The 14,768-nt window shown below is 41.8% G+C and carries 13 protein-coding genes and 2 pseudogenes; 13 read left to right on the top strand and 2 right to left on the bottom strand.

Annotated features, from left to right (window positions below):
* The first annotated feature begins 66 nt into the window (after window positions 1-66).
* Window positions 67-618 (top strand): DUF6200 domain-containing protein, encoded by a 552-nt coding sequence (locus G4P69_RS31995; RefSeq protein ID WP_208353813.1) that lies wholly within the window; start codon window positions 67-69, stop codon window positions 616-618.
* A 333-nt stretch (window positions 619-951) separates the two neighbouring features.
* Window positions 952-2,259, top strand: coding sequence for a glutamate-5-semialdehyde dehydrogenase (locus G4P69_RS31990; protein ID WP_208353810.1), 1,308 nt, complete (start codon window positions 952-954; stop codon window positions 2,257-2,259).
* Window positions 2,260-2,261: 2 nt separating this feature from the next.
* Here the strand turns inward: G4P69_RS31990 and csaB are convergent, their stop codons facing one another.
* Complete coding sequence (csaB, locus tag G4P69_RS31985) at window positions 2,262-3,317, bottom strand: polysaccharide pyruvyl transferase CsaB (RefSeq protein WP_208353819.1); 1,056 nt, start codon at window positions 3,315-3,317, stop codon at window positions 2,262-2,264.
* A 92-nt stretch (window positions 3,318-3,409) separates the two neighbouring features.
* Between csaB and G4P69_RS31980 the strand changes: the two genes are divergently transcribed.
* From G4P69_RS31980 to G4P69_RS31945, 8 genes and pseudogenes are all read left to right on the top strand, one after another.
* A complete protein-coding gene (locus tag G4P69_RS31980) occupies window positions 3,410-3,751 on the top strand; it encodes a DUF2499 domain-containing protein (RefSeq protein ID WP_208353796.1) in 342 nt (113 codons plus the stop codon).
* An 85-nt stretch (window positions 3,752-3,836) separates the two neighbouring features.
* On the top strand, window positions 3,837-4,130 hold the full coding sequence (locus G4P69_RS31975; RefSeq protein WP_208353788.1) for a DUF3593 domain-containing protein: 294 nt from the start codon (window positions 3,837-3,839) through the stop codon (window positions 4,128-4,130).
* Window positions 4,131-4,160: 30 nt separating this feature from the next.
* Window positions 4,161-4,934: pseudogene (gene hisA / locus G4P69_RS31970) on the top strand (1-(5-phosphoribosyl)-5-[(5-phosphoribosylamino)methylideneamino]imidazole-4-carboxamide isomerase).
* Window positions 4,935-5,512: 578 nt separating this feature from the next.
* On the top strand, window positions 5,513-6,265 hold the full coding sequence (locus G4P69_RS31965) for a response regulator transcription factor (RefSeq protein ID WP_208353785.1): 753 nt from the start codon (window positions 5,513-5,515) through the stop codon (window positions 6,263-6,265).
* A 37-nt stretch (window positions 6,266-6,302) separates the two neighbouring features.
* Window positions 6,303-7,604, top strand: a complete 1,302-nt coding sequence (locus tag G4P69_RS31960; protein ID WP_208353778.1) for a sensor histidine kinase — start codon at window positions 6,303-6,305, stop codon at window positions 7,602-7,604.
* Window positions 7,605-7,647: 43 nt separating this feature from the next.
* Window positions 7,648-8,313, top strand: a complete 666-nt coding sequence (gene phoU / locus G4P69_RS31955; protein WP_208353775.1) for a phosphate signaling complex protein PhoU — start codon at window positions 7,648-7,650, stop codon at window positions 8,311-8,313.
* 392 nt (window positions 8,314-8,705) lie between these two features.
* Entirely contained in the window at window positions 8,706-9,305 is a 600-nt protein-coding gene (locus tag G4P69_RS31950) for a Crp/Fnr family transcriptional regulator (RefSeq protein WP_208353768.1), read from the top strand.
* 122 nt (window positions 9,306-9,427) lie between these two features.
* Window positions 9,428-11,233 (top strand): annotated as a pseudogene (locus tag G4P69_RS31945) (iron uptake porin).
* 98 nt (window positions 11,234-11,331) lie between these two features.
* Here the strand turns inward: G4P69_RS31945 and G4P69_RS31940 are convergent.
* Entirely contained in the window at window positions 11,332-11,589 is a 258-nt protein-coding gene (locus G4P69_RS31940) for a hypothetical protein (RefSeq protein WP_208353765.1), read from the bottom strand.
* 646 nt (window positions 11,590-12,235) lie between these two features.
* On the opposite strand from G4P69_RS31940, the gene G4P69_RS31935 reads away from it, so the two are divergent.
* The 3 genes from G4P69_RS31935 to psb27 all read left to right on the top strand — a co-directional run bounded on the left by G4P69_RS31935 (window position 12,236) and on the right by psb27 (window position 14,588).
* The gene (locus G4P69_RS31935) at window positions 12,236-12,805 is read left to right on the top strand and encodes a DUF3318 domain-containing protein (protein ID WP_208346507.1); all 570 of its coding nucleotides are present in this window, start codon (window positions 12,236-12,238) and stop codon (window positions 12,803-12,805) included.
* A gap of 147 nt (window positions 12,806-12,952) precedes the next feature.
* Window positions 12,953-14,092: a 7,8-didemethyl-8-hydroxy-5-deazariboflavin synthase subunit CofH gene (cofH, locus tag G4P69_RS31930; RefSeq protein WP_208353762.1), complete on the top strand. Its 1,140-nt coding sequence runs from the start codon at window positions 12,953-12,955 to the stop codon at window positions 14,090-14,092.
* 100 nt (window positions 14,093-14,192) lie between these two features.
* Window positions 14,193-14,588 carry a photosystem II protein Psb27 gene (gene psb27 / locus G4P69_RS31925; RefSeq protein WP_208353759.1) on the top strand — a complete coding sequence of 132 codons (396 nt, stop codon included), beginning with the start codon at window positions 14,193-14,195 and terminating at the stop codon, window positions 14,586-14,588.
* Window positions 14,589-14,768: the final 180 nt, after the last annotated feature.

Genomic DNA, 14,768 nt, shown 5'->3' with positions numbered 1-14,768 from the left:
TACAAAAGCTCGTGATTTCAATAAGAACCTGGGTAAATCTTGGTCTAAGCTGGGGGTAATGTTTATTTGGCAGCGGGAACGAGTGCAGGTGGTGCACAAAAAGAAGCTGACCGTTGGAATACTTTCCTCCTTGTGTTTGGTTTAAAATTTTTGGGTGAATATAACGGCATTAGTGGTAATCAAACCGTTAATAGTTCTCATCCAATTTTTGCAGGAGTGAAAGCTATTTATCAAAATAATGGCAACTCCATTGTTAATTTAGACTCAACGTCTCAAACTACTCAGCTTGTCCTCACTCATTCCAGTGGAAAAGGACTTACTGCTGTTTTTGCTCCTTTGAGTGTAAAAACTCAAGAAAGTAAACCGAAGAAAGATAAGGGAAAAAAAGTTAAGAAGAAAGAAGGTAAACGGAAAAAAGCAGACACTATTATTCTTGAATTCGGTAGCCATAAGAAGGATCATATCCGCGACTTTGCACAAGGTAAAGGTCGGCTTTTGAAAAAAGTAAAAAGGGCGATTTCTTATATGTACAAATCAGGAGAAATAGATCGTGGTGTACAGCCAGTAATTGCGATTATCGTACAAAAGAAATCGTCGACAAAGACAATATGGGATTGATAGTCGACTACACTGTAATATAGCGCATCTCAGTTGTATTGCACACATTCTAGTGCAGCGCGGCGTAAATAAGCATACCATACTCTTCGAGAAGCCCTTCGGTCTACAAAATCTCTGAGAAGCCTACGCTGTATTCCTAACAGAATTTTGAATTCCGCCTTGCGGTACTAGCCCTCACCCCTCTCTCCCAATCTTGGGAGAGGGCAAGGTGAGGGCATTAGCGTATGTGACTCAAACGAGAAGCGGTTGTTCAAGAAATTTGCTCATATACAGATTGTTTGTTAAGTTTTTTTATATGACTCATATCACTCATTGTTGACCTTTAGGTTATCTATGGTTACTTCCTACCATGATTGTTCTGACTTAATTACGATCGCGCAAAAAACTAGACTCGCAGCACTCAAGCTAGCAGTTCTTTCCACGGAAAACAGAAATCAAGCCATTGAAGCGATCGCTCAAGCTTTAGATTCGGCAAAAGATGAAATTTTGTCAGCAAATATTGCAGATTGTGAAGAAGCTGCTCGTGAGGGAATCGCTAAACCACTTTATAAGCGTTTGCAGTTAGACGAAAATAAGTTAAGAGACGCGATCGCTGGAGTGCGAGATGTAGGGAAACTTCCTGATCCCATTGGTGCACTACAGATCCACCGTGAACTAGATACAGGTTTAATCCTCAAGCGAATAACTTGTCCACTAGGTGTTTTGGGCATAATTTTTGAAGCACGTCCGGAAGCAGCAATTCAAATAGTTTCTCTAGCTATCAAATCAGGTAACGGCGTTATTCTCAAAGGTGGAAAAGAAGCGATTCGTTCTTGTGAGGCGATAGTTAAAGCAATTAAAAAAGGATTATCTCAGTCTACCGTTAATCCAGATGTGGTGCAGTTATTGACCACACGAGAACAAACCCTAGAACTTTTGAAATTAGATAAATATGTAGATTTAATTATTCCTAGAGGTTCTAACTCTTTCGTCGGCTTTGTGCAAGAAAATACCCGAATTCCAGTCATAGGTCATTCTGACGGAATCTGTCATCTTTATATAGACAAAGCCGCAGATATTGAAAAAGCTATTACCATTGCAGTTGATGCAAAAACAAATTATCCTGCAGGTTGTAATGCAATTGAAACTTTGCTAGTTCACAGCGATATATCTTCAACATTTTTGCCGAAAATAGCCGAGGCTTTGCAAAAATTAAACGTGGAATTAAGAGGAGATGAACGCAGCCGTCAGATTGTGCAAGATATTGCTGTGGCGACAGAACAAGATTGGGAAACAGAATACAGTGATTTAGTCTTGTCGGTTAAGATCGTAGACTCGTTAGATGAAGCGATCGCTCATATTAACAATTATGGCTCCAAGCACACTGATGCGATCGTAACCGAAGATCTAGAAGCAGCAGAAACTTTCTTAGCACTCGTAAATGCAGCCGGAGTATACCATAACTGTTCTACTCGCTTTGCTGATGGTTTTCGATATGGTTTTGGTGCAGAAGTTGGGATTAGTACCCAGCAAATACCCCCTCGTGGTCCTGTTGGGTTAGAAGGTTTAGTGACATACAAATATCAAATGGTTGGCGATGGTCATGTTGTAGCTACTTATACTGGTACAAATGCTAAACCATTGAACCATCGCGATTTATAGTCTTATTTGCCACTAGGCTCGCTCAACGCTTCCCTCAAAACATCGCGGTGCATGAGTGCTCGATCTATTAGAGATTGGATTGTTTCCCGTGATAGGCGATCGCCATTAGCGTAATGCTCAATCCAAGTCTTACTGATCAAATTAGGATCATCTGGCAAAGCTGACAAATCCCATCCGGGCATATTTAAATCTTCCATTAACCGATTGATTTTTGGGTCATAACTTACAGCAAAACAGCGACAGCCTTCAGCTGCTGCCATAATCAAGCTATGGAGACGCATACCGATCGCCATTTCAACCCCACGAAAAACTCCTTTTAAAAGTTGTGGTTCTTCCAGACACATTATCTGGCTGATATCATCTTTGAGTTTAGACTGAATAATCTGAGCAATATGTAAATCTTGACGTTGTTGAAATGGTAGTAGTATTATAAAACTTTGGGTCGCTTTCTGAAAATCAACCAGTGCGCGAGTTAAGTTAGCAAGGCTTGCTTCTGTTAGCTGAGGATGAGAGCGCAACGTCACAGTAACTCTAGGAGCAGGTAAATTCCAAAGTTCTGGTACTGGCTTAGCTTCTAGCGCCCAAACCGGATCAGGAGCAAGAACACAGGGAATTCGCCAATCAGCTAGCATGGCAGCGGAAGCGCGATCGCGAACACTCACTTTAGTACAACCGCCAAAAGTTCGTTGTGCTAGCGCTTGAGTGATTCGGCGTTTCAACGGACCAATTCCCTGAGCCCAAGCAATAGTTCTTAACCCCATTGTTTGGGCTAGTCCCATCATTCCACTGTAATATAATGGGCTAGCAGCACTAGTTGCATCTTGAATTAAGCTACCACCGCCCCAAACTAGAGCGTCGCAGGACCGTAAAGCCCTCAGTACGGGTAAAATTGCCATGCGATCATGTGCTTCCACACCATAGCGATCGCTCGTTTGCTGTGGATCACCAGAGAGAACCACAGGGATGACATGAGGTGGTAGCATTTGTAAGAGCGTTGCCAACAAAGCCTCATCTCCACCATTTCCTTTACCATAGTACCCAGACAATAATGCCCTCATTGGCTTCATTTGGTGATTGTTAGTGTTACGACGGATAGAGGTTAGGTGTTGGGGAGCAACAACCAACTAACCACTAAACTTGACTATATATTATGCATATTCTTTCGATTCCCACTTGGTTTATTCATATCTCTAGCGTTATTGAATGGATTCTTGCTATTTGGTTAGTCTGGAGTTATGGCGAAGTTACTGGTAACCGCGCCTGGTGGGGATTGTCTTTCGGTATGTTACCAGCTTTAGTCGGCGCTATGTGTGCCTGTACTTGGCACTATTTCGATAACGCGGAATCCTTAGAATGGTTGGTAACACTCCAGGCTACCATGACCCTAGTTGGTAATTTTACACTTTTGCTAGCCTCCATAGTAATTTGGCGTTCCACCAAATCATCAAACACTATAAACCCAGCTTCTCAAGAAACAATCCCCTCAAAATAAGTCTGAAACCAGATATTATTTCTGGAAACCTGGGATTTGTGTAGAGAGTTCTCCCAGTCCCCAGTCCCCAGTCCCCAGCTATACTATGTCCCAACCCACACTTTTTGGTCTTTCTCTATTTCCCTATTTGGCTTTTTTATGGTTTATTAGCCGCAGTAGACAAATGCCTCGGTTGGCGCTATATGGATTTTACGGCACTCTGTTATTTGTTGCTGTCACAATCCCTGCCGGGATTTATGCCAAAGTACATTATGGTGAGTCTCTAGCGAATGTTGATTGTCTCCATGGAAGTGCAGAAGCTTTCTTGACGCTTTCTAATATCTTACTTGTGCTAGGTTTTAGGCAAGCTGTGATTCAAAAAAAGATGGATAATGCGTAATCCCAAATCAAATCATACAGGAAGAGTAAAATGGATGTACTTCCTGCAATTGATTTACTAGAAGGTCGCTGTGTGCGACTTTATCAAGGGGACTATCAGCGATCGTAAGTTTTTAATGAAAACCCCGTAGAAGTTGCTCAACAGTGGGTTGAACAAGGAGCCAGCCGACTGCATGTAGTCGATTTAGATGGAGCGAAAACAGGTAAATTAGTTAACCAAGCAGCAATAGAGGCGATCGTTCAAGCCGTTTCAGTGCCGATACAGGTTGGTGGTGGTTTACGTACATACTCGAGTGTGCAACAGCTACTGAATTTAGGAGTACACAAAGCAATTCTAGGAACTGTTGCTGTAGAACAACCAGATTTAGTACAACAACTTTGTCAAGAATTTCCAGAGCAAATTATTATTGGTATTGATGCCCGTAATGGATTGGTAGCAACTCGTGGTTGGCTAGAAACTTCCGAAGTTTTAGCAACCCAACTAGCTGTCCAAATGCAAGAATTAGGAGCGGCAGGCATCATATATACTGATATCCACCGTGATGGAACCCTTTCTGGACCAAACCTAGAAGCTTTACGCTCACTTGCTGATACAGTCTCTATCCCTGTCATTGCTTCTGGTGGTGTGAGTTCGATCACTGACTTACTGAGCCTCTTGGCACTTGAAACACAAGGTGTGACGGGTGTAATTGTTGGTCGTGCTTTATATACCGGAGATATTTCTTTGAGGGAAGCTTTGCGCGCGATTGGTCCAGGGCGTATTCAAGATATCCCACCTAATCTAGATTTTTCCACATTTGCTTGACATAAGACTGTTGATACATCAAGCACTACAAAAAACCGGTGTGGAAGAAACGTGACGTTAGATCAGCATTGTTTCGATCTCACGTATCCCCAGCGTAAATCCCCACATCGTATTTTTTTGTAATTTTCCGGATTAACGATTTACCGACGTGTATCTCAAGTTGTACACAGGATAAGAATAATTTAGGCTTTTTTTATATCTAATGACAGAAGCACACTACAGTAACAGTTTAACACAACAAATCTTAACTTAACTTTAAATATTTATCTTTGGGTTTTCTCCGTCTAGAGACGCAATCATTACAGCGTCTCTATTTTATTTTATGAGTGAGCCTATGTAGATTTGAGTATAAGTGGCAATGTGGCAATGTTTACTTTACTGTATAAACTTACATAGCTAATAGTTGATTAATAGGCTATGAGCTTTTTTTTAAAAGAATTCTGGAGCGCTCAGATAAAGTAAAATAGTATAGGACTCGTATTTAATGTTGAGGCGCTAAACTTCCTTCTTTTCTGTTCCCGGTTCCCTATATAAATTACTCTCTTAATACAAGTACAGCTAATAATATTGTGATATCAATGTATACCAGCGAACTGACCAAGTATTCTTCGGCAACTGATATCGGACAAAGAAGCCGCGTTTTAGTAGTAGAAGACGAGGAACTTATTCGAGAAATGCTTGTTTTAGCATTAGAGGAAGAAGGTTACGCAGTTGTAACTGCATCTGACGGGAGATCGGCAGTAGAAAATCTGAAAAATTTTGACCCTACATCAGCAGAAGTCCCCTTTGATTTAGTTATTCTTGATTTGATGCTTCCCTACATCAACGGACTAGATATTTGCCGTTTGGTACGTTATCAAGGGAACCCAGTACCAATTTTAATGCTAAGTGCTAAAGGTAGTGAAACTGACCGAGTCTTAGGTTTAGAGGTAGGAGCAGACGACTACTTAACAAAACCCTTTAGTATGCGTGAGCTAGTGGCAAGATGTCGTGCTTTACTTCGCCGTCAACGTTTAAGCAGCTTACCCCAGCTGCCAATGTTACAATATAAAGATGTCACCTTATATCCCCAAGAGTGTCGAGTTTTGGTTCGGGGGCAAGAGGTAAGTTTGTCGCCCAAAGAGTTCCGTCTGCTAGAACTGTTTATGAGTTATGCACGGAGAGTTTGGTCTCGGGAACAATTACTGGATCAAGTTTGGGGACCAGATTTTGTAGGAGATAGTAAAACTGTAGACGTCCATATCCGTTGGTTGCGCGAAAAATTAGAGCAAGATCCAAGCCGTCCTGAGTATATAGTGACTATCCGTGGTTTTGGCTATCGATTTGGATAGTTGTTAGTCTTTAAAGAAGAGTAACTAACAACTGGTGATGCTTATATTAGGATTTCTTCTGGGTTTAACGGTAGGAATTGGTTTTTGTCTATGGGCACAGGTTCAACTGAGCCGTTATCTAGAGCAAATACTTCAGCCATTAACCTCACCAAGTCACAAGCCGTTTGCATTGCTTCCAAAGCTTAAGCGTGAAATTCTATTAATTAAGCAGCAGCGACACAATTTACAACAACAGTTACAGATTTACGAAAAGTTATTGGAGTCCGCACCGGTTGGGTATTTGGAGGTAGATGAAGAGAATCAACTGCTATGGTGTAATCAACAAGCGCGAGAAATTTTATACTTACAAAGATGGCAGCCAGGACAGGTACGCTTGTTACTGGAATTGGTGCGCTCTTACGAACTAGACCAAATAATCGAGCAAACTCGTGATTTGCAACAGCTACAGGTAAAGGAATGGGTATTCCATCCCGCTTTTGAGAATGCTGCAGCAGTGATCGAATCACAGTCTTTGGCTTTGCGAGCAACAAGCTTACCCTTATTTAAGGGACAAGTAGGAGTCTTTCTTGAAAATCTCCAGCCTCTACTAAATATGAATCAAGCTTGCGATCGCTCTCTTAGTGATATTGCTCACGAACTGAGAACACCCCTAACAGCAATTCGTTTAGTTGCGGAAACATTACAAGACCGTATAGAATCACCTCTAGAGCGTTGGGTTAACCGTTTATTACAAGAAGTTGACAGATTGATTAACTTAGTCCAAAGCTGGCTAGAACTCACTCAACTGGAAAACAACCCAAGAGTCCAACTGAATCGCCAACCTTTGGAAGTGCGATCGCTAATTGCATCTGTATGGGAAACTCTAGAACCTCTAGCGCAACGCCAACAGATCGGGTTTACTTATTCAGGTGCCGATGAATTGTGGATCTATGGAGATCAATCACGAATTCACCAAGTTTTCCTCAACTTATTGGACAACAGTATTAAATTCAGTCCACCTTGTTCCAGCATTCTCATCGAGGCAAAAATAATTTCCCCCCAAGATCAGCATGATTCGGTGGTAGAAATTAATATAATAGACTCAGGTGTGGGTTTTGACGAGGCTGATTTGCCTTATGTATTTGAGCGATTTTACCGAGGTGATAAAGCACGATCTCGATCCTCACTGTTAGAAAGTCATTCAACAACAACTACCGTTGGTAGTGGTTTGGGGTTGGCGATCGTGCGACAAATTGTTCTGGCACATGGTGGTTCCATACAAGCTATGAACCATCCTAAAACAGGTGGTGCATGGCTTCAACTTTACTTCCCACAAGGGATAGCAAATTCCTCAAGCTAAGACTATAGTTAAAAAAACATTTTCATGTTTGAGGACTGCAAGCGTGAAAGCAATCATTTATAGTCCTAATACCGACAGATCAAAATTGGCACGTGAGATTAGACGCATAGAACGGGATATTTTACGTATGGGCGCTTTGGTGGAAAAGTCTTTTCGCCTAAGTCACCAAGCCTTCTTTAGCCGCGATCTAAAAGCAGCTGAGGAAGTGCCTTTATTAGATAAACAAATTGATCGCTTTTACAAAAAAATAGAATTAGACTGTACAGTCATCATGTCGCTGCAACCGATTACATCTCAAGATTTACGCTCTGTAAGCGCATTTATGCAGCTCGTGCGCGACTTAGAACGTATCGGTGACTACGCTAAGGACATCGCTGAGATCACAATTAAGATTTTTCCTTATCCACCTCATTCTTCATTACCAGAAATTGCACGTATGTCCCATCATGCTCAGGCAATGTTAGCAACTAGCTTGGTGGCTTTGGCAGATTTAGATGCTGTCGGAGGACGAAGTGTAAAGCGCCTCGATGATACTGTCGATGATGCCTATGAGCATCTTTATCAAACTCTAGCCCATCAACGCGATGTTCCTGGTGTAATAGAACCCATCCTACTACTAGTATTAGTGCTTCGTTGTTTAGAACGTATGGCAGATCATGCAACTAATATTGGCCAACGTGTTGCCTATATCGTTACTGGTCAGCGTTAATTATATCAGATGAAGCAGGGAAGATCTCCCCTGTTACTCTTCACTAAATCTTTATAAACAAACTCAGCAAACGGTGTCAAATTTCGCTGACAATGTATTTTATGCCTATGCTGATATATATTTTCGATCTATGTGTTTACTTTTACCAGTACTGCTCGCTCAAAAGGTTTGCTAAGCAAAGCTTAATTCTTGGAGCCCTATCCATAGCAAACTATATAGCCAGGGAGCTCTAATCATATCTTAACTAAAGCCTTCTATGCTGCAATCACTCTTTTGGTTGAGCAGGATGGCAATGAGCTATGCCCTTAAGATGGCCGCTCGTAAATAATCACGTTTGATACATGTCTTTATCTAGAAATTAATTAAACACGTAATACTCTATTACTAGTCTTATGAAGTGTTCTACAACTCTGACAGAAAACTCTCCCCCGTTATATGAACAGCTACCACAACGGTTATTCACGCGTCGAGAAGTCATTCCACCACGGAACGACGTACTTTGGCGAATCCAAAGGGGAGCAGTTCGTGCTCTAACTTGGAGTGAAGACGGTACATACATCACCTTAGGTTACTGGGGGAGTGGCGATATAATTGGTTATCCTCTCTCGAAAGTGAAACCATACCAGATAGAGTGTCTCACAAGTGTAGAAGCTAATATAGTACCTCATCATCTTTGGCATGAGGATATAGATGCTTTGTTGTGTCACATTCAACAAGCAGAAGAACTTTTGAGTATCATACACTGTAAGCCAATTTGCTTACGGTTGTGGCAGTTTTTAATGTGGCTAGGGGAAAAATTCGGTCGTGATGTTGAACAGGGCAAACTTATTGATCTTAATGTCACACATCAGGAAATAGCAGAAGTTTTAAATACTACAAGAGTGACTGTAACTCGCCTGTTGCAGCAGTTTGAAGAAGAAGGAAAATTATCACGAGCAAAACGGCGAATAATTCTAGTATTACCAAGCAATCTTAAAAACTATCGTAGTTGACTTGCATGAATTACCCCTAAATTTGGTACAATTTCAGTAAGGAAGGATGAGTGAATTCCCTGGCTATTTAAACTGAATCAGGAAATTGTACCACTAGCTGTCTAGGTGTGAGTGAAAAAAACATGAAAAAACCGTTTTGGAATTTTCTTAAACTGAGCCCGCTCGTTTTAGCTGCCACATTCTGTCTTGCCAATAGCGCGTTGGCGGCTGAAGTCAATAAAGCTGAGACCAATTCTGTAACCAAGTCTTCCTCAGACGAGAGCCTTGGTAACGTTACGTCTGTTTCTCGTATTGCTAGATCGTCGGAAGACAACATTGGTCAAGTTACGTCTGTTTCTCAATTTTCGGACGTACAGCCCACAGATTGGGCATTTCAATCACTACAATCTTTAGTAGAGCGCTACGGCTGTATCGCTGGTTATCCCAACGGAACTTATCGTGGTAATCGCGCGATGACCCGGTATGAATTTGCAGCAGGTTTAAATGCTTGTTTAGACAGAGTTAACGAACTCATTGCTACAGCAACTGCTGATGTAGTTAAGAAAGAAGACTTGGCTACATTGCAACGCCTGCAAGAAGAATTCGCTGCTGAACTAGCAACCTTACGGGGTCGTGTAGATGCTCTAGAAGCTCGCACGGCAGAACTAGAAGCAAATCAGTTCTCTACAACCACAAAGTTAGTTGGGGAAGCAATCTTCAGCATAAGCGATGCTTTTGGTGAAACAAGAGCCGTTGGTTCTCAGACTATACTTAACGATCCAGGAAGAACTCGTCCTGGCTCTGCACGAGTTGACCGAGATAGCAATGTCACTTTCTCAGACCGGGTTCGTCTAAGCTTAAATTCCAGCTTCACTGGAAAAGACAGATTGCAAATCCGTTTACAAGCAGGAAACGTTGCAGTTAACAGCAATAACACTGCTTATGGTGCCGCGTCCACTGGTACTCAAATGAGCCGCCTGGCATATGATGGCTTTGACAGCAACCAAAACAGTGTTGTTATAGACAAAATCAACTATGCTTTTGATCTAAAAGACGCTATTCGTGTTAAGGTCGATGCTAACGTTGGGGAATTTTACGAAAACGTCGAAACTTTTAACCCAGACTTCGCTAGCAGTGGTAAAGGTGCTTTATCTCGCTACGGTCGTTTTAGCCCCATTTATCGTCAAGGTCAGGGTGGCGCAGGTGCGACTATCAGTTTTGCACCCAAAGGACCTATCTCTGCATCCATTGGTTATCTAGGTGGCGGACGTGGTAACCTTCAAAGCAATCCAACTCAAGGATCTGGTTTGTTTAATGGTAACTACGCAGCTCTAGGTCAATTAACTATCAAACCTACCCAAGCTATTAACATCGGTCTGACCTACGCACGCACTTTTCAAAACCCGACTGGCGGTGTAAACGTTTTTGAAAGTACAGGTAGCGCTCTCGCAAGTCAACCGTTTGGAAACGCGTCTACAACTGGTAACCACTTCGGTCTAGAAGGTACCTTGCAGCTTGGCAAGAAAATTACTCTTGCAGGATAGGGAGGTTATAGTCAACTCGAAGCTGTAACAGGATTTGCAGGTACAGCTAGAACCGCAACAGCAGTTGGAACCCCTGCTGTTGCCAAAGGTAGTCAAGCAGAAGCTTACTACTATGGTGCTACTCTATCTTTAAAAGACTTTGGAAAACAAGGTAACGTGCTAGGGTTTATCTTCGGTGTACCACCTAAAATCAGCTACAGCGATGTTAGATTTGCTGGTACAGACGGAGTTGTTAGAAGACAGAGAGACAGAGACACAACCTATCAGCTAGAGGGTCAATACAAGTTCCAGGTTAACGATAATATTTCAATCACTCCTGGTGTAATAGTCCTGTTCAATCCAGAACACAACAATAGAAATGATAATGAGTACGTAGGTACATTGCGTACTACCTTCACTTTCTAAAACTTAATTAGAAACCCCATCCGCCATGCGGTGGGGTGGTTCATCACAGGATAAGTATTACAAGCCCACCTAATAACTAGGTGGGCTTTGTTCAGAAATTAAATTTCATAACCTGGCTGACTAGTGTAATCGCTTGCAGGGCGATCGCTACTCCAAGCCCACCATGCACAACCACAATGGCACTGGTAAAACTCTTGCCATTTCTTGTTATAGTTTTCTGTAATTACAGGCGATCGCCGATTAAGCCAGACCAGCTGAGCTTCTAAGCTACTAGAGTGACACCTGGGACAGCAAAACTCATAAGCATGAATTGCTTCATTTGTCCATTCAGGCGGTGTGAGAGCAAAAGCGTCCATTTTATCAGTTATCAGTTATCAATTATCAGTTATCAGTTAGCACGGTAGCATAGGGCTTGATAACTGTTTACTGTTCAGTGTTGTTCGCCGCCTCTTGAACGGGTAACCGATCAATATAATCTTCGATGATCTGAGTCATGGTTTTCTCTTTTGCTTGCGCGTATAACCGGAGCTTATTTAACCTTCGTTCGCTCATCCTAATGTTTAATGCTTTATTTTTCATCAAGCCTACGCAATGACTACACATCTATGTTACCATAAGAGATTAATCATAAAGCCCAAATTCCTAACCACCTGGTAGTTAATAGCTCAGAAATAGTTTGAACTACCGTGACCAACGCTATGGGTATGGACACGGATTCTAGAGAACAAACCTTTAGAAGACAACTGTTCAATACCTCACTTGGGAGAGTTGCGACTCGTTAAACCCAAGTTCCATTGTTCAGGCTACACGGGAAATAATTTGTCATTAAGCGACGCTAATTGGTTCAGACTTGGCAGGTTTGCTAATTCTAAGTGTCGCGTACTCAAACGAAATACTGGGTTGGTAATTTCGGGGGCTTCGAACCCCGCTCAATTACCCTCCTATCCCCCATACGACTATAACCCGATAGGGTTATGGTCCCAGTACCTCTGAGGAAGTCTGATGGAGCAAAATGTTGAAATTCGCCGGTTGTTAGATATTATGCCTGCCTCTGGTCGAATGATGACCAAAATTTTCAGCAAGCCTCAGCAAGCCAAAGTTATTGACGCTTCCTTTCCCCTACCTTGGAATTCACAACGCCCCATATATATCAATTTTGATTTGTGGGGTCGTTTGAACACGGCACAAAGGGATTTGCTACTATTGCACACAGTTTGTTGGTTGACCGGAGTAAAGTGGTACAAGCCGGATATTTATCAAGGTATTGCAGTTGCTGGGTTATTAGGTGGATTAGTAGAATTATCCCAAAGAGATCCTGTAGGTATTATTACTGCGGGAGGTTTAACAACTCTTGCCTTGCTGCGGATTTGGCGCAATAACCGTTCTCAAGAATCAGAGATCAATGCTGATGACGCCGCCATTCGTGTAGCTCTAAGGAGGGGTTATTCTGAAACTGAAGCAGCACAACATCTTTTATCTGCAATTGAGACAGTAGCAAAAATTGAAGGGCGTTCTACATTGAATTTTACTGAGTTGATCCGTAGTCAAAATTTACGGGCAAGGGGCATGTAAACAGTGAACAGTAAACAGTTATCAGTGATCAAGGGCTATGGTGCTGTGTTTCGCGTTCAGATAAACACGTTATTCTTGACTGATAACTGATAACTGATGACTGATAACTGATAATAGGAAGTGTGGTTTGCCTCTATGTAATGTTCTGTGACTAGTGTAAATGCTATTCTTGTCAATGCTCTGAAGGGACATGATTTGTCAGCCCAAGAGGGATTGTTTTTATTAAAACAAACTGAGCCTAGCGCGATCGCAGCAATTCGAGATACAGCCGATGAGTTGCGGCGGCAGCAAGCAGGCGATGTGGTGACTTATGTCATTAATCGTAATATTAATTTTAGTAATATTTGCGAGCAGCACTGTAGCTTCTGTGCATTTCGACGGGATCAAGACCAACCAGATGCTTACTGGTTGGATTGGGAGCAAATTTTGGTAAAGGTAAAAGATGCGGTGCGACGAGGTGCGACTGAAATTTGTATGCAAGGGGGATTGAACCCACAAGCAAAGATAAACAATCAATCTTTGTCTTATTATTTAAAGCTTGTAGCAACTATCAAGCAAGATTTTCCTCAACTGCATCTACATGCTTTTTCACCCCAAGAAGTTGAATTTATCGCAAGAGAAGATGGACTAAAATTTAGCTATGTTATTGCTGCGTTAAAAAATGCTGGTGTTGATTCAATGCCGGGAACGGCAGCTGAAGTTTTAGATGATGATGTGCGGCGTATTCTTTGTCCAGAGAAAATAAATACAGAGACTTGGCTTTCAATTGTGGGTATAGCGCACAAATTAGGCTTACACACTACTAGCACAATGCTGTCAGGACATATTGAAACACCAGAACAGCAGATTAAACATTTGGAAAGATTGCGATCGCTTCAACAAACTGCCCTTAATCAGGAATATCCATCTTATATTACTGAGTTTATTTTATTACCTTTCGTTGGGCAAGAAGCACCCAAACCTTTACGTCATCGCGTAGGAAGAGATCAACCTGTTTTAGCAGATGCGTTGTTGCTAACTGCTGTCGCGCGGATTTACTTAGGAAACTGGATTCCTAATCATCAACCGAGTTGGGTAAAACTAGGTTTAGAAGGTGCAAAAGAAGCTTTAGTTTGGGGTTGTAATGATATCGGTGGTACTTTGATGGAGGAACATATCACTACCATGGCAGGTGCAATAGGTGGTACATGCATGGAAGTAGAAACCTTGCAAGCTGCGATTACTGACTTAGGACGACCTTATCAACAACGCGATACTATCTATAGGAAGATTTTAGTCAATACATAATTAAGGAAATAACTCATAACTTTTGCACTATATCGCCGTGTCACCAATCCAAGATACGATGGACGTTGATTTACATAATCGTTTCACTTAAAAGGTTTTTATGAAGCGTTATTGGTCACGTTTACTTGCTTTGGTTTTAGTTGTGGTTATTAGCTGTGTCAGTTGTTCTAGTCCGGATAGCTTAACAGGGGATTATCGTCAAGATACCTTAAATGTAGTCAGTATTTTAAGAAATGCTTTAGAGGTAACACCTGATTCACCGGACAAAGCATCAATTCAATCAGAAGCACGTAAAAAAATAAATGATTTTTCAGCGCGCTATCAACGTGATAACGCTGTATCTGGGTTAAATTCTTTTACAACTATGCGTACAGCGCTCAATTCTCTAGCAGGACACTACAGTTCTTACCCAAATCGTCCCATCCCACAAAAGCTTAAAGATCGTCTCACTCTCGAGTTTCAGAGAGTAGAAGCAGCAATAAAGCGGGGGAATTAGGCAAATAGTCAGAATTCAGGGGCTGGAATTCCCACGCTGAATTCTAGCTCCTCCTTTCTCTGTAATTAGATTTCCGCAAGACATAAGCCAGAAAACATTTTAAGTTTGCTATAATCTCTCATCTGTATCTGCCCAAATGGCGGACAAAATAAATATCTTGTCCTTCTTCTTGACATATGT

The organism is Aetokthonos hydrillicola CCALA 1050 (assembly GCF_017591665.1).
Lineage (GTDB): Bacteria > Cyanobacteriota > Cyanobacteriia > Cyanobacteriales > Nostocaceae > Aetokthonos > Aetokthonos hydrillicola.
The sequence above is the reverse complement of the archived record's forward strand: the minus strand, read 5'-3'. Positions and strand labels throughout refer to the sequence as shown.